Origin of the sequence: Streptomyces sp. GbtcB6 (assembly GCF_019091475.1) — a bacterium.
GTDB classification, from domain to species: domain Bacteria; phylum Actinomycetota; class Actinomycetes; order Streptomycetales; family Streptomycetaceae; genus Streptomyces; species Streptomyces hyaluromycini.
The window spans coordinates 1-232 of the sequence record NZ_JAGXJL010000513.1; the positions used below are offsets into that span (position 1 = coordinate 1).

Annotated in this window: 1 pseudogene; it reads right to left on the bottom strand. The window is 71.1% G+C overall.

Going from position 1 to position 232, the window contains the following annotated elements:
* Positions 1 to 209, bottom strand: a pseudogene (locus KVT45_RS55830) (alpha-glucosidase); the annotation flags it as partial.
* Positions 210 to 232 lie beyond the last annotated feature (23 nt).

Below are 232 nucleotides of genomic sequence, written 5' to 3' on the forward strand. Positions count from 1 at the left end.
CCCCGGAGGTCGCGCAGGTACGGGAGCCTGGCACGCACGCCCTCCAGATCACCCACCCCGTCGCCGTTGCTGTCGGGGAAGCTGCGCGGATAGACCTGGTAGATCACCGCGTCCCGCCACCAGTCGCGGCGACGGGCGACGGTGGGGATGGCGGGGGCCGGTGCGGCGGATTGCTGCTGGCTCTTGGCGGGCTTGATGCGTCGTAACAGGGTCCTCTGGACAGGGGGGGAGA